Genomic DNA, 20,897 nt, shown 5'->3' with positions numbered 1-20,897 from the left:
TGGCATCCTGTGTCTGTCATGCCAGACAATCCGCGCCCCCAGGTTCCCGCCGCCGATCAGACGCTGCGGATCCTCTCGCTGCTCGCGCGGCAGCCGGGTCCGATGGCCGCGCAATCCATCGCGAGCGCGCTCGGAATCCCCCGGTCCAGCACCTACCACCTGCTCGCGACCCTCGAGCAGCACGGCTACGTGGTGCACCTGCCCGGCGATCGGCGCTGGGGCTTGGGAACGGCCGCGTTCGAGCTCGGCGGCGGATACGCCCGACAACAGCCTCTCGCTCGCCTCGGACGCCCCCTGCTCGCGGGCATGTCCGACCGCGTCGGCGAATCGGCGCACCTCGCCGTGCTGGCCGGGGCGCGACGTGCTCTACATCGTCGAGGAGCGCGCCCCGCGCCGTCCCGCGCTCGTGACCGACGTCGGCGTCCGCCTTCCCGCGCACCTCACCGCGACGGGTCGCGCCATGCTCGCGGCTCTCCCCCGCGAGCAGGTCCGGGCTCTGTTCCCGGATGCCACGGCCCTCACACAGCGCCACGGTCTGGGCCCCGCGACCCCGCGCGAACTGCGCGACGTGCTGCGCGAGGTGCGCGCCGCCGGCCACGCCAGCGAGAACGGCGAGGTCACACCGGGTTTCCGGTCGGTGGCCGCCGCCGTCCTCGACCACGCGGGGTGGCCCGCCGCGGCCGTGGCGATCACCTGGCCCGCCGATGGGCCCGAGCACGATGCGCAGTCGCTGGCGTCCGCGGCATCCGGAATCGCCGCCGAGCTCGCGCGCCGCATCGGCCGACCGGCCTGAGACGTCGCCGGTGGGCCGCACGGCCCCGCGCCGCGGACAGCGACGAGATCTCAGGCGACCCGCGTCACCGCGCCGCCCGTCAGCCGCACCAGCTCGTCGAACGTCAGTGGGAAGACCGTGTGTGGCGTGCCGCCCGCCGCCCAGATCTCGGGAAACGCGGCGAGATCCTCGTCGACGACCGTGGTCAGCGGGTGCGGGTGCCCGGTCGGGGCCACTCCCCCGATGGGCTGCCCGGTGGCGGCCAGCACCTGCTCGGGAGTGGCCCGTCGGATGCTCTCCCGTCCGAGCCGCCCGGCCAGAGCCCCCGTGTCGACGCGGTGCGCGCCGCTGGTCATCACGAGCAGGGGTTCGTCGTCGCTCCAGAACACGAGGCTGTTCGCGATCGCCCCGACCTCGACCCCCAGGGCCGCGGCCGCGAGGGCCGCGGTGGACGCGGCATCCGGGAGCACGACGATTCGACCCGCGATCCCCGCCGCTGTCAACGACGCGGCGACGAGACGGCTGCGGGCAGGGAGGGCATCGGTCATCCCGTCAGCCTAGACAAGCGTGCGGGTTCGCGTGCCTTCGCCGAGCGCGCCGAGACCTCGCTCGCGCGGCGCGGGGCGAGCCGTCAGAATGGATGCCGGATGCCGCAACGCCGCGGCCCCCGACAAGCGCTGCCCACAAGGCGGCCGACGACAAGGAACGCGATGACCAACGCTCTGCCCCTGCCCGATTTCACGCACGAACGCGTGGAGGTGATCACGGGGCGACGCAGCGGTCTGCTCGTCGCCGTGGCGCTCCACTCCTCGGTCCTCGGCCCCGCTCTCGGCGGTGCACGACTGTGGACGTACCCCTCGTGGACCGACGCGCTCGGTGACGCTCTCCGCCTCTCGGCGGCGATGACGCTCAAGAACGCCGCTGCCGGTCTCGACGCCGGAGGCGGCAAGTCCGTCATCGGCCTGTCCGAGGGCACCGTCCTCGACGCCGACCGGCGTCGTGCCGCCTTCCTCGACCTCGGTGACGCCGTCGACAGTCTCGGTGGCCTGTACCGCACCGCCGAAGACGTGGGCTCGACGACCGAGGACATGCTCGTCGTGAGCGAGCGCACCCCGCACGTCGTCGGCCTGCCCGACACCGTGGGCGGCTCGGGCGAGCCCGCGGGCCCGACGAGCCTCGGCGTCTACGCCTCTCTCATCGCGACCCTCGAACGCGCCGTCGGCACGGGTGACGTCGCCGATCGCCGGATCACGATCGCCGGCCTCGGGCAGGTCGGCGGACGCCTCGCCGAGCGCCTCACCGCCGAGAACGCCGTCCTCACCGTCACCGACGTGAACCCCGCCAAGCGCGCCCTCGCCGCCGAACTGGGCGCGTCGTGGGTCGAGCCGAGCGAGGCGCACCTCATCCCCGCCGATGTCTTCGTCCCCGCGGGCATCGGCGGCGTCCTCACCGACGAGGTGATCGACGCCCTCGACGCCCGTGCCGTGTGCGGGCCCGCGAACAACCCGCTGGCCGACCGCTCCGGTGCCGACCGGCTCGCGGCCCGCGGCATCCTCTACGCCCCCGACTTCGTGGTCAACGCCGGAGGGGTCATCTATCTCGACCTGGTGGCCAAGCAGCGCGGCACTCTCGACGAGATCATGGGTCGCGTCGCCGGGATCGGCGACACCGTCCGCCGCGTGTTCGACGAAGCCGCGAGCCGGGGCGTGACCCCGCTCGCCGCTGCGGAGGGGCTCGCCGCCGAGCGACTCGCCGCGGGCGCAGGTCGCACCGCGCTCGTCTAGATCGCGGCGGGAAAGAAGAAGAACCGGATGCCGCTCGCGCGGCATCCGGTTCTTTTGTTCGAGAACGTCAGTGAGCGGCGTCGTAGGCCGCGAGAACGGTAGCGGAGATGCGTCCCCGATCATTGATGGGGAAACCATTCTTCTGCGCCCACGATCGCACGTCGATCAAATCGCGGGTGGGAATGGCGCGTCCCCGGGGAGTGCGTCGAGGGGTGGCCGGAGACGACCCGATCGGTCGTGCGGCGGAAATGAACGGCCGAAACGCGTCGCGCAGTATCTCGGCATTCTGGGGAGACAGATCGATCTCGTAGGAACGCCCTTCCAGAGAGAAGGTCAGAGTGGTTCCGTCTTCGATGACCGATCCGTCGAGATCATCGATCGTCTGCGTGATGTGCTTTTTCGCCATGCCGCGACCATATGCCGCCGACGAGGCGCATTCCGGGCCACGCTTTCAAATTTCACCCGCCAGCTCGCCTGCTTTCACCGGCCCCGACCGCCGACCGACCGTTCCGCGATTCTCTGCGGGTTCGGCGGCTTTGGTCGAGACGGTCTGGCGAACGCGGGAATCCTCTCGGCCGGTGCTCTCACATCCGGCCGAGAGGATCGGGACCGAAGATCAGGAATTCGCCTCGGCGTACGCGTCGAGAATGGTGGCGGGAACGCGGCCGCGGTCGCTGACCGTGTGGCCGTTCGCGCGCGCCCATTCCCGGACGGCTCCGAGATCGACGTCATTCGAACGGCGAGCGGCCCGGGGCCGACGCGCGGCCGAATTGCCACGGGACACCGAGCGAGCGGCATCCACGAACGGAGCGATCGCCGAGTAGAACTTGTCGGCATTGCGGTCGGAGAGGTCGATCTCGTAAGCGCGACCTTCGACGGAGAAGGTGATCTGCTTTCCCTGCCCGTCTTCGAGAACGGAGCCGTCGAGGTCGTCGACGAGGTGCGTGATGTGCTTCATAGCCATAATACGAAAAACCTTACACCCGCATTCAATGAATTTCCCGCATAAGTCCTCTCCGGTAAAAGCACCGGGTGTCCAGCGCGCCGCGAGATAGGCACGACCGCCGTCGGGGGACTATCCTCCACGGGTGGTGTTCGCTCCCAGGACCCACTCGAGACAGAGGATGCGTCGCGTGAGTCTTTTCCGTACCAAGTCGGTGGAGCAATCCATCGCCGACACCGATGAGCCCGAGTTCCGCCTCAAGAAATCCCTCAGCGCCGTCGATCTGACCGTCTTCGGCGTCGGCGTCGTTATCGGTGCGGGCATCTTCACTCTGACCGGTCGAGCCGCCCATGACGTCGCCGGTCCCGCCGTGGTGATCAGCTTCATCATCGCGGCGATCGCCTGTGGTCTGGCGGCCATGTGTTACGCCGAGTTCGCCTCGACCGTCCCCGTTTCGGGATCGGCGTACACCTTTTCGTATGCCTCTCTCGGTGAGCTGTTCGCCTGGATCATCGGGTGGGACCTCATTCTCGAGATGTTCCTCGGCGCGAGCGTCGTCGCCCAGGGGTGGAGTGCTTACCTCGGCACCTTCCTCCAGCAGCTGGGCATCATCCTTCCCCCGGAGATCTCGTACGGCGGTGTCGTCGACCTTCCGGCGATCCTGCTCGTCCTGGTGCTCGGTGGGCTGATGACCCTCGGCATCAAGGAATCCCTGCGGGTGAACCTCGTTCTCGTGGCCGTCAAGCTCTTCATCGTGCTCTTCGTGATCATCGCGGGCATCATGTTCATCAACCCGGCCAACTACAGCCCCTTCGTGCCGGACTCCGTGCCGACCGAGTCGGCGTCCGGGCTCACCCAGCCGCTCCTGCAATTCCTCTCGGGACTGCAGCCCGCCACCTTCGGCGTGGGTGGCATCCTGGCCGGTGCCGCTCTGGTGTTCTTCGCCTACATCGGTTTCGATGTGGTGGCGACGACGGCCGAAGAGACCAAGCGCCCCCAGCGCGACCTGCCGATCGGCATCATCGCCTCGCTCATCATCTGCACGATCCTCTATTGCGCCGTCGCGATCGTCGTCACCGGCATGGTGCCCTACTCCGAGCTGAACCCCTCTGCGGCCCTCGCCAACGCTTTCGCGTTCCACGGTCAGACGTGGATGGCCACCGTCATCGCCGCGGGCGCCGTCGCCGGTCTCACCACCGTGGTGCTGACGCTGATGATCGGTGCGACCCGCATCATCTTCGCGATGTCGCGTGACCGCCTGCTCCCCGGTGCCCTCGCCAAGGTGCACCCGCGCCTCCGCACCCCGTGGGTCATCTCGATCCTCGTCACCGTCATCGTCGCGATCGTGGCCGGTGTCACGCCCATCGGCGTGCTGGAAGAGATGGTCAACATCGGAACGCTCTCCGCGTTCGTCCTGGTTTCGATCGGCGTGATCGTGCTCCGCCGGAAGCGCCCCGACCTCAAGCGCGGTTTCCGCGTGCCGTGGAGTCCGGTGCTGCCGATCCTCTCGGCACTCATCTGCACCTACCTCATGCTCAACCTGTCGGTCGAGACGTGGCTGCGCTTCCTCATCTGGCTGGCCCTGGGCTTCGCGATCTACTTCGCCTACTCGCGGAGCCACGCGCGCGTCGGAACGGGCGCCCCGCTCGGCCCGACCGCGCCTCGAGTGGTCTCGCCGCCGAAGGAGTAACCGCAGTAGTCACCGGATGCCACGCCCCGTCGTTCTCAGAACGCTGGGGAGCGTGGCATCCGTCGTTTTGAGCGCCGCATCTACCGGACGCACCTGAGCACCTGACCGCTGCGCGGTGCGCTCGGAGAGTGGAAATTCACGCTGCGGGTGAATTAACGGCTGTACTTCACTATGCGATAGATCGGCCCCTCCGCGCGTGGGGCGTATCCGCGGGTGAGGTTCGGCGCTTTTGCTCGTGGCAGTTGGGAGTGGAGCCGTACGGTAACCGCATGGATCCATGCCATCCGTTTCGCACGACGGAGAACGTCCGACCGACGCCCGCAGGCTATCGTCGCGAAGCCCCAGCGTGACGGTCAGTATCGCGCACCTGCGCAAGACCTACGGCCCCGTCATCGCCGTCCGCGATCTCTCGCTCGAGGTCTCCGCCGGTGCGTTCTTCGCCTTTCTCGGCGCGAACGGCGCGGGAAAGAGCACCACTATCGGCTGCATCACGACCACGCTCAGACCCACCGCGGGAACCATCCGCGTGTGCGGTCATGACACCATCACCGAGGCAGCCGCGGTCCGACGCTCGATCGGCGCCGTCTTCCAGCAATCGCTGCTGGATCCCCTCCTGAGCGTGCGCGAGAACCTCTCGGTACGCGCTCGTCTGTATGGGATGACGCGACGCGACACGGTGACGCGCATCGCCGAGCTCACGCCGCTTGTCGGACTCGACTCGTTCCTCGACCAACGCTACGGGCGCCTCTCGGGGGGACAGAAACGTCGCGCCGATATTGCGCGAGCGATCCTGCACCGCCCCTCCGTCGTCTTCCTCGACGAGCCCACCTCCGGGCTCGACCCCCAATCCCGCGAACGGATCTGGTCGACGATCGGTCGCCTCCGCGCCGAACACGGCACCACGGTCTTCCTCACGACGCACTACATGGAAGAGACCGAGCGCGCGGACCGTGTGTGCATCCTGGCGCGCGGTGAGATCGCCGCGGAAGGCACTCCTGCCGAGCTTCGCGCACGCCACAGCCGAAGTATCCTCACCGTTCGGGGCCGCGACCTCGCCGGTCTCGCCCAGACCTTCGAGCAGCGGGGGCTGCGAACCGACGTCACCGAGAACGACGTCCGCGTACACGTGGACTCCGCCGACCAGGCTCGCGCGCTCCTCGACAACACGGCCATCGACGACTTCGAGTTCCGCCACGGGACGATGGACGACGTGTTCCTCGAGGTCACCGGAGGACGCATCGCATGACCTCCGTCGCCGCACTCACCAGCCGCAACCTCCGACTCTTCTTTCGTGACCGCGCGGGCGTGTTCTTCTCGCTCCTCTCGGCCCTCATCCTCATCGGGCTCTACGCGCTCTTCCTCGGCAACCTCCAGGTCGACAACCTGACCGAGAGTCTGCCGACCGCGAGCGTCGGCGACATCCGGTGGTTCGTGACCTCCTGGGTTTTTGCGGGAATCACAATGATCGTCACCGTGACGACGCCGCTGGCGGCGTTGTCCGTCTTCGTCGACGACCGTGCGAGCGGACGCTTCAGCGACTTCGTCGTCTCGCCCGTACGTCGCGTCGAGCTGATCCTCGGCTATCTGGCATCCAGCTTCCTCATCTCCGTGACTATGACGGCGATCGTCTTCCTCGCCGGCCAGCTCTACTTGCTCGCGCAAGGCCACGCGGCACTCAACCCGGAACAGATCGCCACCGCCTTCGGCCGCGTTGCTCTGTCGTGCCTCACGTACGCGGCAATGTCGAGCTTCGTGGTGACCTTCATCCGCACGTCAGGGGCCTTCGCCGCCCTCTCCACAGTGGTCGGCACAATCATCGGATTCCTGGCCGGCGCATACATTCCCGCGGGCACCCTCCCCGCCGGTGTCGTGCAGGTCCTGAACGCTCTGCCTTTCGCGCAAGCCGCCATGCTTATTCGGCAGCCAATGACCGCTCCGGCTCTCGACGCCGTGACCAACGGCCAACCTCTCGCCGTCGACGCCGTCTCCGCCTTTTACGGCGTGACAGCGCGAGTCGGCGACCTCGACGTCACAGCAGGTATCGCCATCGCCGCTTTGCTGTGCGTGGTCGTGATGTTCACCGCCCTCGGGTCCTGGCGACTGTCGATGAGGATCCGGTGATCACGGGTACGTTCCGGGCGTTCGCGGTCCCAAGGTAGCCGAGAGCAGGAACGCCTCAATCGCGTTCGAACAACCCTCGGGCCCGGGCCCGACTCCTCGTTCCGTCGTCATGAACCTGGAAGACTTCGCGGATGAAGCGATGACGATCCGCGAGCAGCCCGACGTGACCGAGGTGCAGGTCGAGCGTCTCGGGTTCCTGCGCCGGGCCGAAGCCGAGGGGCGCTACGCCGAGACGGTGCGCCAGCTCAACGCCGCCGACCCGCACTGAACCGCCCCGGGCGATACCCACCCGGGTGGTCGGGCGGCCTCCGCGATTCCCATGGGCGGCACGACGGCCGTCGCCGTGCGAGCGGAGGTCGTCGACGCCATCCGGTACTGAGAACGAAGAGTTCCGCGGCGGGGCTGGGAATGCCCGGTCGCCCGCCGATAGGTTCGGGACGTGACCGACATTCCTCGTGACACCCCGCCGCCGTCCGCTCTGCCCGAGGCGGTCGCACCGCCCGCCTCGAGCGACTCTCTCCCGGCGATGCAGCTGGCCGGTCTGGCGAAGCGCTTCGGGCAGAAGGTCGCGGTGGCCGGTCTCGACCTCACCGTCCCCACCGGGTCGTTCTACGGCCTGGTCGGTCCCAACGGCGCGGGCAAGACCACGACGCTGTCGATGGCGACCGGACTTCTGAGACCGGATGCCGGCACCGCCGGCATCCACGGAGTGGACGTCTGGACCCACCCGGTCGAGGCGAAGAGACTCATCGGCAACCTCGCCGACGGCGTGCGCCTCTTCGACCGGCTCACCGGCGAACAGCTCGTCACCTACACGGGCATGATGTTCGGGCTTTCACGCGACGAGGTGGGCACCCGCACCGCCGACCTGCTGCGCATCATGGATCTGACGGAAGCGGCCGGCACCCCCGTCGTCGACTACTCCGCGGGCATGACCAAGAAGGTCGCCCTCGCCTGCGCCCTCGTGCACGCCCCGCGACTGCTCGTCCTCGACGAGCCGTTCGAATCGGTCGACCCCGTCTCAGCCGCAAACATCGAGGACATCCTCCGCGGCTACACCGCCTCGGGCGGCACGGTCATCGTCTCGAGCCACTCGATGGACCTCGTGCAGCGCATGTGCGACCACGTCGCGGTCATCGCACAGGGCCGATTGCTGGCATCCGGCACCGTCGACGAGGTCCGCGGCGCACAGACGTTGCAGGACCGCTTCGTCGAACTGGTGGGCGGGCGTCACCACGCGGAGGGGCCGCAGTGGTTGCGACAGTCCTGAGGATCCGGTTCCGCGTCCTGGGCAACACCCTGATGCGGAGCCCGATGCAGATGGTCGGCTTCATCTTCGGAGTGATCGGCGCGCTGTGGATGCTGCTGCTCGCGGGCGTCGGCCTCTTCTTCGTCGGCACGCTCGACCTCGACATCGCGCGGTCCGTGATCACGGTCGCGGGGGCGCTGCTGACCCTCGGGTGGGTCGTGGGCCCGATCTTCGCCGCGGGGCTCGACACGACGCTCGACCCCGCCAAGCTTGCACCCTTCCCGATGACGACCCGGCAGATGATGGTCGCGATCACCGCCGGAGGGCTCACGGGCGTGCCGGGCATTACGACCGCGGTCGGTTCGCTCGCCGTGTTCCTCGTGTGGGCGCGGTACCCGGTCGCGGCCGTCGCCGCGCTCGTGTGCGTTCCGCTCGGCGTCGTGATCTGCGTCGTCGCCTCGCGCGCGGTGGCCGCCCTCGCCGCCGGCATCGGCGGCGGCCGCCGCACCCGCGAGATCATCGGCCTCGTCGGCTTCGTCCTGGTCATCTTCGCGAGCCCGATCTTCATCGGCATCACCGGCGCTCTGGTCTCGGCGAGCGAGCAGGGGGTTCAGCTGCAGGCCCTCGTCACGGGTCTGTCGTGGACGCCGATCGCCGCCGCGTGGGCCGTGCCCGGAGACCTCGCCGCGGGCGCCTGGATCACGGGGGTGCTGAAGCTCGTGATCGCCGTCGTCACCCTCGCGGTGCTGTGGTGGCTCTGGCGGCGGAGCCTGTCGGCATCCGTCGTCGGTCCTCCCGCCCGCGCGACCACGCGTCGCCGGTCCGGATCGCTGGGGTGGTTCGGCGTCATGCCCTCGAACCCCGTCGGGGCGACCTGGGCGCGATCGCTCACCTCGTGGACGCGCGACTTCCGCTACCTGCGGCAGCTGCTCCTGATCCCCTTCGCCCCCGTCCTCGTGCTCATCTATTCGCGCGGCGACCTCGACGGACCGTTCTTCGCGGCCTCGGGCCTGCTGGTCGGATTCTTCGCCGGCATCCTGGCGTACACCGACGTGTCGTACGACGGCACCGCCTTCGCCACGGTGCTGCAGACCGGCATCCGCGGGCGCGCCGATCGCCTCGGCCGCATGCTGGGCTCGGCGACCGTGAGCGTGCCGCTCGTGCTGCTCGCCGACGTGGTGCCACTGGCGATCGCCGACAAATGGCAGCTCCTTCCCGCCGTCATCGGCGGCTCGATGGGACTCACGCTCGTGGGGCTCGGCGTGAGCGCCGTCAGTTCGGCCCTGCTCGTCGTACCCACACCCGCCCCGGGTGACTCGCCCTTCAAGCGGGTGCCCGGTTCGACGTTCACGATGTTCCTGGCGTTCTTCCTCTGCTGGGCCCTCGTCGCCGTGCTGGCACTGCCCGCTGTCATCCCTGCCGTGATGGCCGTTTTCTTCGGAGTGACGGGCGCCGGATGGATCTCCCTCGCGGTCGGACTGGTCTGGGGCGCGATCGTCTTCGCGGGCGGCGTGGTCATGGGCGGCGCGCGCTTCGACGCGAGCGCGCCGAGGCTGCTCGCGCAGTTGCGGACGTTCAAGGGCGCCTGAAACCGGATGCCGCGTGCCGGTCCCGGCGTCGGCTCAGCCGTCGTAAGGGTAGTCGAAGACGAACCCCGGGACCGCCGCAGGATCGAGCACCAACACCTGGCCGGGTTGGATGGCGGTGCTGCCCGGGATGCCGTTGAGAGTGGTGAGGGACATACCGTTCCAGATGCAGAACCGGTCGCCGATCGCGGGGGGGTGTCACCGGGGGCCACGGTGTACGTAGCGATGCGTCCATCTTCCGTTAACGTGGGGGTTCCCGCCGCGAACTCACGGACGCCCGTGTCGACGAGCTTTCCCGACAGACTCGCGGTGGGGGCCTGTCCGTCCTGACTGCCCATGTGGATGTAAGCGGATTCCGCGCAGTCGCCGAACCCTCCACCGGGGATGTACGTACCGTTGCCGACGTCGACGTACCCCTCCGGGGGTCCGTAGAGATCGACGGGGGCGGATGTGGTGGGCGTCGTCGCGTCGCTCGGAGTAACTTCCAGCGACGACGTGAGGCCCGCGGCCACCGTGGCGACCGTCCCCAGCGGCGCAAAGGCCGGCACCGTCAACGCCGCCAATCCCACGACCACCGCGCCGCACACGAGGCCGGCGATGACCTTGGCGGACGGCTTCATGGTCTCGAGCATGGCAGGCGGCGGCGTCGGGCGCCATCGTGTCGGGGCGTGGTTCGTTCGGTGCTCACAGCGGGCGTGCCATCGCGGTCCCCACGCACGGGTCTAAGGTGAGGGCCACCGCTCGCCGCCGGAAGGATGCCTCATGGCCACCTCGCTCGTCGTCTACATCTCGTTCGCCGGAGCCGCCCGAGAGGCGATGACCTTCTACGAATCGGTCTTCGGCGGCGAGCTCAAGATCAGCACGTTCGGCGACTTCGGAATGGCCAACGCCCCCGCCGACGGTGTGATGCACTCCGAATTGCGTGCCGACGGCTTCACCGTGATGGGAGCCGACGCCTTCGGCGAGCCCGCCGGCGGCTGGGGCGCGAACCGCGTGCACGCCGCGTTCATGAGCGACCAACTCGATCGCGTGCGCGGCTTCTACGACCGCTTCGTCGAGCGGGGCTCCGAGGTCGTGCAGCCGCTCGAGAAGCAGCTGTGGGGCGACCTCTACGGCGAGGTGACCGATCCGTGGGGTGTGGCTTGGATGTTCAACATCGCTGCCCCCGGCGGCTGGGCCGAGAGCGGGAGCGTGAGCTCGTGAGCATGCGCCTCGAGCTAGTCCCCCTGCCCGTGTCCGACGTTGACAGAGCCATCTTGTTCTACCGCGACGTCGTAGGCTTCGTCCTCGACCACGACGTCTCCCCCGGAAACGGCATGCGTGTCGTCCAGCTCACCCCGCCCGGCTCCGCCTGTTCGATCTCCTTCGGCGTCGGAATGGGGGCTGGGACGCCGGTGTCGAACCTGCAACTGGCCGTCGACGACCTGGACGCCGTTCGCGCCGACCTCGCCGCGAAGGGCCTCGAGGTGTCACCGGTGCAGGACATGGGCGGCGGGGTGCGACTTCGATGCTCTCCGGGCGCGCCCGTGGGCGCTCGGTTCCTGAACGATCCCGTTCGAAAAACGAAGAAGGCCCCCGCTGGGCGGAGGCCTTCTCGTGGTGTTCTGGTGGACCTGAGGGGATTCGAACCCCTGACCTCCTCGATGCGAACGAGGCGCGCTACCAACTGCGCCACAGGCCCGGAAACCTCGACAACACTATCACGTCGCACGCGGCCACCCTGACGCGGGGTGGGCACCTGGCATCCGTCGTATACCGCGAGACGTATGCCGACGGATTGGCGCCAGAGCCGGAGAGGGCGAGCCCCAGGCACGGGGCCCACAGGGATCGCAGCGAGGCGGTTACTCCCCCGACGCGCGACGCGCCAGAAGCCGCTGCACGTGATCCTGGATCTCGGAGTCGTCCACGTACCCCATCGCGGCATACGGCGACGGAGCGGGGGCGACAGCGGCCGGACGAGCCGTCTCGATGGGGGTGGGCGCCTGCTCGGCGGCGAGCTCGCGAGCGGCCTCTTCGCGAGCGGCGGCACGCAACGCCTCGCGAGCGAGCTGCTCGTCGACGACGGCTGCTGCGCGAGAGCCGGCCGATGCCACCAGGGGGCGCGGCAGCTCGCGCGGAGTCCAGGTCGGACGCGGCTCGGGCACGAGAGCCACATCCTGCACCTCGACGGCGACGGTGCGCTTCACCGCGGTCGCAACCACAGCCGGCGGAAGCCGTGCGCGCCGCGACCACCGAGATACGGCGGAGAACGATGAGGGATGCCAGAACCACAGCAACCCCGGCGAGGAGAAGCGCGGGTGCTCCCCCGGCGATGACCGGCCCGAGACCGACCAGGGCAGCAGCGAGACCGACCAGGCCCACCGTGGTGACGCCGAGACGGAAACGACGACGGGCACGCGCGCGACGTGCCTCGGGTCGGGCCACGGCTGCGGCACGCTCCGCGTGTGCGCGCTCGACGGCGGCGGCACGCTCGGCGCGGGTCTTCTCCAGCGCGGCGGCGCGTTCGGCCCGAGCGACCTCGACGGCGGCGGCGCGCTCCGCACGAGCAAGATCGACCGCGGCGGCGCGCTGTTCCTTCACGACGTCGCGATCGCGGGCGCTCTCGACGCGAGCGACCTCGAGCCGTGCTTTCGCCGCGGCCAATTCGATCTGCGCCTTCTGGGCCTGGATCTGGCGGGCGAGCTTCTGCTGCTGGTGAGCGGTACGTGCCGTCAGCTCGAGCCGTACCTCGCGCGGCGTCTCGGCCGTCTCGGCGAGCACGCGGAGGGCCTGGTTGAGGCGCACGGCGTTGCGTTCGGCGGAGGTGAAGCGATGACGGCTCTGCCACGACGGAAGCAGGTACACGAGCCAGAGCGCGACCGCGACGAAGAAGATCACGCCGCCGCTGAGAACCTGCCCACCCATGCCATAAAGGTAGGTCACCGAGAGATCACACCTCGGCATCCCCCGGCGTGTCGTGGCGAGACTTTCACCGATGGAGCGAGAAAGACCGTAGCCGGGTCGCTCAGATCCGGTCGGCCGGCGGAACGCGGGCCGCGTCGGGCGGCACCTGTCCTCGCACGAACCGGTCGAGCACCCCGTACGGAACCTCTTCGCGCACCAGGGCGAAGGCGTAGTGATCACGCCAATCGCCGTCGATGTGGATGTACTTGCGCCGCAGGCCCTCGTACCGGAAGCCGAGCTTCTCGACGACGCGCAGACTGGCGTGGTTCTCGGGCCGGATGCAGATCTCGACGCGATGCAGGTTCAGCTCGGTGAAACACACGTCGGTCGCCATCGCCACGCCGATCGTGGTGATGTTGCGACCGGCGAACTCCTCTGCCACCCAGTACCCGATCGTCGCCGAGGCGAGTGACCCGCGCGAGACACCCCACACGTTCAGCTGCCCGGCGACGTCGTCGTCCCACGCCATCACGAAGGGGACGCCGACGCCGTCACGGTACTGCTGCAGAAGACGGCGGATGCCGAGGCGCATGTCGAACGACACGGGGCCGTCGGGACTGGTGGCCTCCCACCGCTTCAGCCACGAGCGGTTGTCGATCAGCTGCTGCTGAAGGACTCGCGCGTCGCGGTTGCGGATGAGACGGATCGACACGTCGCCGTGCCGCCGAGGGACGGACAGATCCATGGCATCCTGCCGGGTCAGAGACCCTGCGCGAACTCCTTGAACCAGGGGCGGAGGGCGGGGCCGAGGTCGTCGCGGTCGGCCCGCGAGCTGCACGATCGCCTTGATGTAATCGACGCGGTCACCGGTGTCGTAACGGCGGCCGCGGAACACGACGCCGTAGACGCCGCCACCGTCGCCACCACCGGTCGCGAGCTCTTCGAGGGCATCGGTCAGCTGGATCTCGCCGCCCTTGCCGGGCTCGGTGCGCTCGAGGATGTCGAACACGTCGGGACCGAGCACGTAGCGACCGATGATCGCGAGGTTCGAGGGGGCGTCTTCGGCCTTGGGCTTCTCGACGAGCTGGGTGACCTTGACGACGTCTTCTTCGTCGGTCGCCTCGACAGCGGCCACACCGTAGAGGTGGATGTGCGCGGGGTCGACCTCCATGAGCGCGATGACGGTGGCACCGCCGCGCTTGTCGTACTCCTCCATCATCTTGGTGAGCAGCGGGTCGCGCTCGTCGATGAGGTCATCGCCGAGAAGGACGGCGAAGGGGTGATCGCCCACGTGGCTACGGGCGCGCAGCACCGCGTGACCGAGGCCCTTGGGCTCACCCTGACGGACCATGTGGATGTCGGCGAGGTCGGACGAGTGCTCGACCTTGGCGAGCTTGTCGTCGTCGCCCTTCTCGCGCAGCTTCGCTTCGAGCTCGGGCATGGAGTCGAAGTGGTTCGCGATGTTGTTCTTGTTGCGGCCGATGATGATCAGCACGTCTTGGATACCGGCACCGGTCGCCTCTTCGACGACGTACTGGATGGCCGGCTTGTCGACGACGGGCAGCATCTCTTTGGGCATCGCCTTCGTGGCGGGCAGGAAGCGCGTACCGAGTCCGGCGGCCGGGATGACGGCCTTGAAGGGCTTGTGAGGCATGGGCATACCCTAGCGGGGTCCCGCGCCACCGGCGGCAACGCGCCCGCCCCTAGACTTATCGCATGCCGGATCGTATCGAGCAGGCCAAGCGCGCACTCCGCGCCGATCTGCGCGAACGCCGCCAGACCATCTCCGCGCATGCCCGCGAGGTGGCCGAGGCCGGCGTCACAGAGCAACTCGACGCCCTCGTCGCGCGTCTCGGAGCCCGCAGCATCTCGTGTTTCCTGTCGACACCCACCGAACCCGGCACCCACGCCTTCGTGCGCGCGGCCGTGGATCGCGGCATCCGGGTGCTTCTTCCGATCACCCGCGAGGACGGCCTGCTCGACTGGAGCGTCGCCACGGCCGACACCGAGATCACCGAGGGGCTGTTCGGTGTTCCCGAGCCGGTCGGCGACGTGCTGGGGCCCATCGCGGTCAACGACGTCGACCTGCTGATCATCCCCGCGGCCGCCGTCGATCATCACGGCATGCGCCTCGGATGGGGCCGCGGCTACTTCGACAAGACCCTCGGCTCGATGGAGAAGTGCCCGCCCGTCTACGCGGTCATCTTCGACAACGAGCTCATCGACGACGTGCCGCGCGACGTGCACGACCAGCCCGTCACGGGCGTGGTCACCCCCACGCGCACCCTGCCGCTCGCCGCCCACACCTCCTGAACACCCGAAGGACGCTCATGCCCACCTATTCCTATGCCTGCAAGCAGTGCGGCCATCGTTTCGACGCCCAGCAGTCGTTTTCGGATGCCGCTCTCACCGAGTGCCCCGAATGCGGCGGCGAGGTGCGCAAGCAGTACGGGTCGATCGGTGTGACCTTCAACGGGTCGGGCTTCTACCGCACCGACTCGCGCAGCTCGTCCTCGGGCGCAAGCGGTGGCGGCTCCTCCACTTCTTCGACATCATCGAAGTCGGAATCGACGTCGTCCGCCTCGCCCTCGGCCTCTTGAGCCCGAGTCGGCGCGGCCTGAGAGGAACCAGCGCATGATCAAGGGATTCAAGGAGTTCATTCTCCGCGGGAATGTCATCGACCTCGCCGTCGCGGTGGTCATCGGAGCCGCGTTCACCGCGGTCGTGAATGCCATCGTCGCCGCGGTGATCACGCCGCTGATCTCGGTGTTCTACAAGCCCGCCGAGAACGGCGAGATCGGGCCCACGATCACCGGCATCTACGGCCAGGAAGTGGTCTTCCCCCTGCCCACCCTGTTGTCGGCGATCATCAGCTTCTTCGCCGTCGCGCTCGTGGTGTACCTCGTGTTCGTCTACCCCATGAACCGGTGGAAGGCCATCGCCGCCGCCCGCGCGGGAGTGAACGAGCCCGCCTCGGACGAGCCCAAGCTGCCGACCGAGCAGGAACTGCTCGTGCAGATCCGCGACCTGCTGGAGCGACAGAACAAGCTCTGAGCCGACCGACGGATCACGCGAAACGGCGCCCGCGCCGGGACCACGTCCCGGACCGGGCGCCGTTTCGTGTACGCCCTGCGGGTCAGTAGTGCGGGGGGACGTCGCGCATCATGCGCTCGTCGTTGGGCCCGGATGCCGTCGGCCGAGCGCCCGTGCCACGCGCCGGGTCGTCCGCGGGTGCGGGCTCCGCGGTCGTACCCGGGGCGGCGAGCAGACGCGCGCGACGAGCGCCGCGCACGCGAACGACCGGCTGCCGCTCCGTACGCGGATCGGGAGCGCCCGCGGCGTCTGACCCGGTGCTCTCGGGCGTCTCGCTCATCGGCTTCTCAGTCAGGGAGATCGAGCGACTCGGTGGTCGCGTCGGGAGCGGCCGCGTCGTCGGGCGCGATGCCGAGCAGCTCCCCGATCCGCGAGGCCACGCCCGCAGGGTCGCTGTAGAGATCGAAAGCGTGCACCCGCACGTAGTGCCACCCGAGACGACGGAGGATCTGCGGGCGGAGGCGAAGCGTCTCGCGGAGCGATTCGCCGATGGTCTCGGGGTCGCTCTCGGCGACGACGGCCTTGCCCTGGTATCGGGCGACGATGGGGAGCAGACCGCGGTAGTCGACGTCGACCTCGACGCCGAGGCGTCGAAGCTCGCGCGCCAGGGCGCGGGTCAGCGGGTCGGCGAGGTCTTCGAGCCGCATCTCGCGGCTCCGCGACGCCACGTTGCCGAGGATTCCCATCAGGGTGGCGGCACCGTGCTCGAGACGGCCGTCGTCGAACGCCGAGGGACGAATGGACGACACGATCACCATCGAGCGCCGTGCGCGCGTCATACCGACGGTGAGCAGCCGCTCGCCGTCGGGCGTCGACAGGTCGCCGAAGTCACTCAGGACGCGACCGTGGCGCGTGAGACCGAAGCCGAGCGAGAACACCACGCGGTCCCGGCTCTCGGCCACCGACTCTTCGAGGGTCAGGACGGCGAAGGGCTCCGCGGCATCCCGGGAGATGAACTCCGCGACGTCGGACCGGCCGGCCAGTGCCGCCACGACCGAGGCGCGCACGCGCTCGGCATGCTTGCGGCTTGCGGTGACGACCATGAGCGACTCGGAGGCGCGGTTGACGGCGTGCTCGACCACGAGGGTGACCACGCGGGCGACCTCGGCATCGGGGCTCTCGACGGCGCCGCTGACGGGGTCGGGGGCGCCGACGCCGCCCTCGACGTAGTCGACGCTGAGGCTGCCGCGACCGAGGTACGACCCTGCCCACGGGAGGGAGACGATCTCGCCGCCGTAGAAGGCATCGTTGACCAGCTGCGAGAGGTCCTCGCCGCCGGCGCGGTAGCTGCGCGTGAGGGTCTCGACGGGCAGGAGCTCCGCGATGCGCTCGAAGACCGAGGTGCCGTCGAAGGGCACTTCGTCGGCCTCGTCGGGCGCGCCGATGATCGAGGCACTGACCCGGAAGGGGGTGGGCTTCTGCACCACGGGGTCGCCGAACAGCACGACCTGGCGAGCGCGGCGCAGCGCCGGGGCCGCCTCCGCGAGGCACAGGGCCGCGGCATCCGCGATGATCACGACGTCGAACGCCAGGTCGGTCGGAACGTCGGGGACCTCGTACGGCGACGCGAGCCACACCGGCGCGAGCGTGCGCAGCAGGGTGGGCGCGGCATCCGACATCTCCTGCGCCGTGTGCAGGCCGTCTTTCAGAACGCGTTTGAGGGCGGCCGCTTCGTCGGCGTGGTCGACGATGCCGATACGCCACTGCGTCGCGAGCTGCGCGGCCAGGAGGGGCCCCGCCGCGGCGGCGTGCGCCTCGTCGACGAGCCGGAAGTCGCGCTCGAGACGGTCGACGACGCTCGTGTTGGCCCCGAGCAGGGCACGGTCGGTGCGAAGCAGGTGCTCGAGGGCCGACTGCCACCAGGCGAACTCGAGCTCGGCGCCGACGCGCTCTTCGGGGACGTGGCGCACCGAGAGCTCGACGAGCAGCTGCTCGAGGCCCAGACGGGCGAGCTCGGAGCGCAGTTGGGCGCGCTCGACGAGGTTGTCGAAGAAGGTGGATTCTGCCGCGAGGCCCGCGAGCGTGCGCACCAGACGCTGCACGGGGAGGGTGGCCAGGCGTTCCGAGCCCTGGCGGCCGAGGATCCGGTCGAGTTCTCCGAGCAGGGCATCGGTGCGCTGCCACGCGACGTTCACATCGGCGAGTCCGAGAGGCACCTCGGGGGTCACGCCGGCGTCGACCACGCGCTGCCACTCGGTGCGCTGCTGCTGGATGCGCACGAGCGCCTCGTACATGTCGGGCACGTGGACGCCCGGGCGCACGTACTCCTTCGACAGACGCTTGAGCCGGCGACGGTTCGGACCGCTCATCGCGGACGCGTCGCGGCGCGGCGAGTGCGCGTCGATCAGCTCGCCGAGGGGGCGCTCGAAGACACTCGGGCTGAAACGGTCGAGGGACTCGCGGATGCCCTGCAGAAGCTTCAGATACGACCCGAGCTCCGACACCGTCTGGAACGGTCGCATGCGCGTCTGCGCGATGAGCTCGTAGCCGCGCTCGAGCAGGCGCGGCACATCGCTGGTGTGGAGCTTGCCGGCGAGGTCGTGCGCCGCGCGGGCGTCTTCGGTGCGCGAGAAGCTGACGCCGTACCAGGGCGAGTCGTCGGGGCCGAAGCGGAACTCGCCGAGGCGTGCCGCCATCGCGAGGGCCCGGGCCGCGGCATCCCGTCGCCCGGCCAGACGCTCGAGGGTCGCCAGATCGAAACGGGCCTCGGTCGAGGGAGCCGGAGAGGTGGATGCCAACGACGTGAGCGCGCGGAGGATGTCGAGCGCCGAGACGCCCAGGGCCAGATGCGGCTCGGTCACGGCGGAGCGATAGTCGCGCAGGACCGTACGCAGGCGCACGAGCGCGTCGTCGATCTCGGCGACCTTGGGCTGCTCGGCCTTCTCGTTGCGGCCGATCGCGCGAATGAGGTCGCGGCGAACGTGGTTCGGCGAGACGGCCAGCCCGGTGAGCCCGACCCCGGCGAGACGGTGACGGATGCCGTCGAGCGTCGACCGACGAGCACTCACGACCAGCACGCGCTTGTTGTCGTGGACGAGCTGACCGATCGCGTTGATGACCGTCTGCGTGCCACCGGTTCCCGGGAGCGTGTGCACGGCGAGCGAGTGACCGGCGGCGATGCGCGCGAGGACCCGCTCCTGCTCGGCATCCGCATCGAGGAGGAGGGTGTCGGCGGCGGGGGTGCGCTCGTCGGGGCTGACCACCTGCGGGTCGTCGCGGCGGACCGTGATGCGCGCGCGATCGTCGGGGTGGCCGGCGAGCGCGTTCAGCAGCGTGTGATCGAGGTCGTGGGTGTCGCGGGCCATGCCAGAGCCGACGTCGGCGAACGACGAGATCACCAGGCGCGGGTGCACGACGAACGTCGGCACGTGCGAGGTGAGGCGACGGATGTGATCGATGACCGGCTGCGGTTTGAACACGCCCTGGTCGTAGGCGAGGCCCGCGAGGGCGGCGGAGTCGATCTGGATGCCGAGGTGGGTGCGGAACGCGCGGGCGAGCTCGGGGTTCATCACGAACGCGCCGTGCAGCTTCAGCTCGAAGTCACCGTGGTGGCGGCGGATCGCCAGCGGGCGGAGGAGCACGGGGGCGGACCATTCCACTCCCCCGATCTTCCACGCCGAAAGACCCACGGCGAGGTGCACGGGCTCGAGGCCGCGGGCGGTGCGGAGCTCGACGTTCTTGGCCGTGATGCGCTCGGCGGCCATGCGCGCGGTGCGCAGAGCCACCTCGTCGCGGAAGAGATTGGAGAGCATGGTCGCTCGGCCCGTGATGAACTGCGGGAGCGAACCCGGGTGGGCCTTGGTGATGTCGATGCCCGCGTCGCGCGCATCGTCGAAACGCAACAGGGTCGAGCGCCCGCCCAGGGCCGCCGCCTCGGCGCGGATGCGATCGCGTTCGGGGTCGGCCACGTGGCGAACCACGATGCCGGGTTCCGACAATCGCAGCTCGCCGGGATCGACGGACGACGCCGTCTCGTCTCCGTCAGTGCCCATCACGGCACCGTCCTCAGCTCGCCACACACCTGTCAGACTAAGCCGGGCAGTGCGGGATCGTGCGCAGCGGGCCCGAGTTTCGCGGGAATCAGCGACACGCCGCGTCATCGGCTCTTCCTCCCCAGGGCGAGACTTCGCGGCATCCTCCCCCTTCGCGTTCGATCCGTCAGCACGGCCGCGGCACGGTCACGAGGATGGGCGCATGAACAGAGTCACCAGCACCGCATACGACAGCCCCGTCGGGCCGATCCTGCTGACCTTCGTCGATGACGCCCTCGTGCGGCTTCACGTCGCCCACGACGGTCTCGACATCGCGCGCGCAGAGATCGCGCAGCGCCTGGGGATCGTGCCCGAGCCCGATGCCTCGGTCGGCCGGGGGCTGGTCGCGCAGCTCGACGAGTACTTCGACGGCGCGCGGCGGGCGTTCGACGTCACCCTCGACTGGCGCTTCGTGCGCGGCTTCACCCGTGCGGCGCTCGAAGCGACCCGGCAGATCCCCTACGGGGAGGTGGCGTCGTACGGGGAGGTGTCGATGATGGCCGGAGCCCCGCGGGCGGCACGGGCGGTGGGAACGGCCTGCGCCTCGACGCCCTTCTCGATCGTCGTGCCGGTGCACCGCGTCGTGCGGGCGGATGGCTCGATCGGCGAGTACGGCGGACACCCCGAGGTCAAGGAGTACCTGCTCTCGCTCGAGAGCGACGCGATGCTCGCCGAGACGCTGCTCACCTCGACCTGAGCCCGAGTGGACGTCGACGCCCGGGCACGACGATGCCCGGCCCCGCCG

Annotated in this window: 19 protein-coding genes, 1 tRNA gene and 3 pseudogenes; 14 read left to right on the top strand and 9 right to left on the bottom strand. The window is 69.4% G+C overall.

The features are described 5' to 3' along the window. Nucleotides 1–18 precede the first annotated feature (18 nt). Nucleotides 19–793, top strand: a pseudogene (locus tag QE454_RS10410) (IclR family transcriptional regulator). A gap of 50 nt (nucleotides 794–843) precedes the next feature. On the opposite strand, the gene QE454_RS10405 reads toward QE454_RS10410, so the two are convergent. Further along, nucleotides 844–1,320: a YbaK/EbsC family protein gene (locus QE454_RS10405; protein WP_307455610.1), complete on the bottom strand. Its 477-nt coding sequence runs from the start codon at nucleotides 1,318–1,320 to the stop codon at nucleotides 844–846. Nucleotides 1,321–1,482: 162 nt separating this feature from the next. Between QE454_RS10405 and QE454_RS10400 the strand changes: the two genes are divergently transcribed. Continuing rightward, the gene (locus QE454_RS10400) at nucleotides 1,483–2,556 is read left to right on the top strand and encodes a Glu/Leu/Phe/Val dehydrogenase family protein (RefSeq protein WP_307455611.1); all 1,074 of its coding nucleotides are present in this window, start codon (nucleotides 1,483–1,485) and stop codon (nucleotides 2,554–2,556) included. A 67-nt stretch (nucleotides 2,557–2,623) separates the two neighbouring features. Here the strand turns inward: QE454_RS10400 and QE454_RS10395 are convergent, their stop codons facing one another. Together QE454_RS10395 and QE454_RS10390 are read right to left on the bottom strand one after the other, a co-directional pair. Further along, the gene (locus QE454_RS10395; RefSeq protein ID WP_210073916.1) at nucleotides 2,624–2,962 is read right to left on the bottom strand and encodes an Lsr2 family protein; all 339 of its coding nucleotides are present in this window, start codon (nucleotides 2,960–2,962) and stop codon (nucleotides 2,624–2,626) included. A 210-nt stretch (nucleotides 2,963–3,172) separates the two neighbouring features. Then, nucleotides 3,173–3,520 carry an Lsr2 family protein gene (locus QE454_RS10390; protein ID WP_144785634.1) on the bottom strand — a complete coding sequence of 116 codons (348 nt, stop codon included), beginning with the start codon at nucleotides 3,518–3,520 and terminating at the stop codon, nucleotides 3,173–3,175. Between the two features lie 169 nt (nucleotides 3,521–3,689). Here QE454_RS10390 and QE454_RS10385 point away from each other — a divergent pair, with 169 nt between their 5' ends. From QE454_RS10385 to QE454_RS17300, 8 genes and pseudogenes are all read left to right on the top strand, one after another. Next, nucleotides 3,690–5,189: an amino acid permease gene (locus QE454_RS10385; RefSeq protein ID WP_307455616.1), complete on the top strand. Its 1,500-nt coding sequence runs from the start codon at nucleotides 3,690–3,692 to the stop codon at nucleotides 5,187–5,189. A 346-nt stretch (nucleotides 5,190–5,535) separates the two neighbouring features. Further along, the gene (locus tag QE454_RS10380) at nucleotides 5,536–6,435 is read left to right on the top strand and encodes an ABC transporter ATP-binding protein (RefSeq protein WP_307455618.1); all 900 of its coding nucleotides are present in this window, start codon (nucleotides 5,536–5,538) and stop codon (nucleotides 6,433–6,435) included. Further along, nucleotides 6,432–7,310, top strand: a complete 879-nt coding sequence (locus tag QE454_RS10375; protein ID WP_307455620.1) for an ABC transporter permease — start codon at nucleotides 6,432–6,434, stop codon at nucleotides 7,308–7,310. The genes QE454_RS10380 and QE454_RS10375 overlap by 4 nt, the downstream gene beginning before the upstream one ends. Nucleotides 7,311–7,449: 139 nt before the next feature. Further along, nucleotides 7,450–7,578 (top strand): hypothetical protein, encoded by a 129-nt coding sequence (locus QE454_RS10370; protein WP_307455623.1) that lies wholly within the window; start codon nucleotides 7,450–7,452, stop codon nucleotides 7,576–7,578. Between the two features lie 258 nt (nucleotides 7,579–7,836). Then, nucleotides 7,837–8,580: an ABC transporter ATP-binding protein gene (locus tag QE454_RS10365; protein ID WP_307461105.1), complete on the top strand. Its 744-nt coding sequence runs from the start codon at nucleotides 7,837–7,839 to the stop codon at nucleotides 8,578–8,580. Then, nucleotides 8,562–10,148 carry a hypothetical protein gene (locus QE454_RS10360; protein ID WP_307455625.1) on the top strand — a complete coding sequence of 529 codons (1,587 nt, stop codon included), beginning with the start codon at nucleotides 8,562–8,564 and terminating at the stop codon, nucleotides 10,146–10,148. Before QE454_RS10365 ends, QE454_RS10360 begins: the two co-directional genes overlap by 19 nt. Nucleotides 10,149–10,907: 759 nt before the next feature. After that, nucleotides 10,908–11,348: a VOC family protein gene (locus QE454_RS10355; RefSeq protein WP_210073902.1), complete on the top strand. Its 441-nt coding sequence runs from the start codon at nucleotides 10,908–10,910 to the stop codon at nucleotides 11,346–11,348. Between the two features lie 2 nt (nucleotides 11,349–11,350). Beyond that, nucleotides 11,351–11,611, top strand: a pseudogene (locus tag QE454_RS17300) (VOC family protein); the annotation flags it as partial. A 139-nt stretch (nucleotides 11,612–11,750) separates the two neighbouring features. Here the strand turns inward: QE454_RS17300 and QE454_RS10350 are convergent. From QE454_RS10350 to galU, 4 genes and pseudogenes are all read right to left on the bottom strand, one after another. Continuing rightward, nucleotides 11,751–11,826: transfer RNA gene (locus tag QE454_RS10350), tRNA-Ala, on the bottom strand. Nucleotides 11,827–11,986: 160 nt separating this feature from the next. After that, nucleotides 11,987–12,541 carry a hypothetical protein gene (locus tag QE454_RS10345; protein WP_309668628.1) on the bottom strand — a complete coding sequence of 185 codons (555 nt, stop codon included), beginning with the start codon at nucleotides 12,539–12,541 and terminating at the stop codon, nucleotides 11,987–11,989. A gap of 608 nt (nucleotides 12,542–13,149) precedes the next feature. Continuing rightward, nucleotides 13,150–13,773, bottom strand: coding sequence for a GNAT family N-acetyltransferase (locus tag QE454_RS10340; protein ID WP_210073898.1), 624 nt, complete (start codon nucleotides 13,771–13,773; stop codon nucleotides 13,150–13,152). A 14-nt stretch (nucleotides 13,774–13,787) separates the two neighbouring features. Further along, a pseudogene (gene galU / locus QE454_RS10335) lies at nucleotides 13,788–14,682 on the bottom strand (UTP--glucose-1-phosphate uridylyltransferase GalU). A gap of 62 nt (nucleotides 14,683–14,744) precedes the next feature. Here galU and QE454_RS10330 point away from each other — a divergent pair. From QE454_RS10330 to mscL, 3 genes are read left to right on the top strand one after another with little or no spacing between them, the layout of a single operon-like run. Continuing rightward, the gene (locus QE454_RS10330; RefSeq protein WP_307455627.1) at nucleotides 14,745–15,341 is read left to right on the top strand and encodes a 5-formyltetrahydrofolate cyclo-ligase; all 597 of its coding nucleotides are present in this window, start codon (nucleotides 14,745–14,747) and stop codon (nucleotides 15,339–15,341) included. 17 nt (nucleotides 15,342–15,358) lie between these two features. Beyond that, nucleotides 15,359–15,628, top strand: a complete 270-nt coding sequence (locus QE454_RS10325) for an FmdB family zinc ribbon protein (protein ID WP_210073893.1) — start codon at nucleotides 15,359–15,361, stop codon at nucleotides 15,626–15,628. Between the two features lie 34 nt (nucleotides 15,629–15,662). After that, on the top strand, nucleotides 15,663–16,082 hold the full coding sequence (gene mscL, locus QE454_RS10320) for a large conductance mechanosensitive channel protein MscL (protein WP_210073891.1): 420 nt from the start codon (nucleotides 15,663–15,665) through the stop codon (nucleotides 16,080–16,082). A gap of 82 nt (nucleotides 16,083–16,164) precedes the next feature. Here the strand turns inward: mscL and QE454_RS10315 are convergent, their stop codons facing one another. Then, nucleotides 16,165–16,401 carry a hypothetical protein gene (locus tag QE454_RS10315; RefSeq protein WP_210073889.1) on the bottom strand — a complete coding sequence of 79 codons (237 nt, stop codon included), beginning with the start codon at nucleotides 16,399–16,401 and terminating at the stop codon, nucleotides 16,165–16,167. Between the two features lie 7 nt (nucleotides 16,402–16,408). Further along, nucleotides 16,409–20,113: an AAA family ATPase gene (locus QE454_RS10310; protein ID WP_307455628.1), complete on the bottom strand. Its 3,705-nt coding sequence runs from the start codon at nucleotides 20,111–20,113 to the stop codon at nucleotides 16,409–16,411. 202 nt (nucleotides 20,114–20,315) lie between these two features. On the opposite strand from QE454_RS10310, the gene QE454_RS10305 reads away from it, so the two are divergent. After that, nucleotides 20,316–20,849, top strand: a complete 534-nt coding sequence (locus tag QE454_RS10305; protein ID WP_307455629.1) for a methylated-DNA--[protein]-cysteine S-methyltransferase — start codon at nucleotides 20,316–20,318, stop codon at nucleotides 20,847–20,849. Nucleotides 20,850–20,897 lie beyond the last annotated feature (48 nt).

Origin of the sequence: Microbacterium sp. SORGH_AS_0454 (assembly GCF_031453395.1) — a bacterium.
GTDB lineage: Bacteria > Actinomycetota > Actinomycetes > Actinomycetales > Microbacteriaceae > Microbacterium.
Note: the sequence above shows the minus strand (reverse complement) of the source record. Positions and strands in the feature narration are given on the sequence as shown.